This is a genomic window from Lysinibacillus sp. OL1 (assembly GCF_004332175.1).
Classification (GTDB): Bacteria; Bacillota; Bacilli; order Bacillales_A; family Planococcaceae; genus Lysinibacillus; species Lysinibacillus capsici.
This window is the reverse complement of the sequence record NZ_SJDS01000127.1, coordinates 1-255: the sequence shown is the minus strand read 5'-3', so window position 1 is coordinate 255 and position 255 is coordinate 1. Positions and strand designations below refer to the sequence as shown.

1 protein-coding gene is annotated in these 255 nt (G+C 60.4%); it reads left to right on the top strand.

All coding sequences use genetic code 11. The features are described from left to right. The coding region (locus EW028_RS25760) for a hypothetical protein (RefSeq protein WP_227745041.1) at nucleotides 1-201 on the top strand (201 nt) is incomplete at its 5' end. Nucleotides 202-255: the final 54 nt, after the last annotated feature.

Below are 255 nucleotides of genomic sequence, written 5' to 3'. Positions count from 1 at the left end.
ATCCGTTCAGGGGCACTCGACTGTGCCGAAAGCATGTCCCGCCTCGCAGAGAGTCTCTGTGCCGGATTCATTGGTGCAGTTCAGGTGGCAGTCAGTCTCGACCAACCTCACACCATCTGCCGACGCGTCGATGATCTACTCCTGATGTGGTGTGGCACCGACCCTGTCACCGTCCGCAAGATCGAAGGAGCGACGCTGTGAACACCTCCAACTCGCCGCAGAAGCCCCGCCCGACCTCGTACACGGAATACCTGC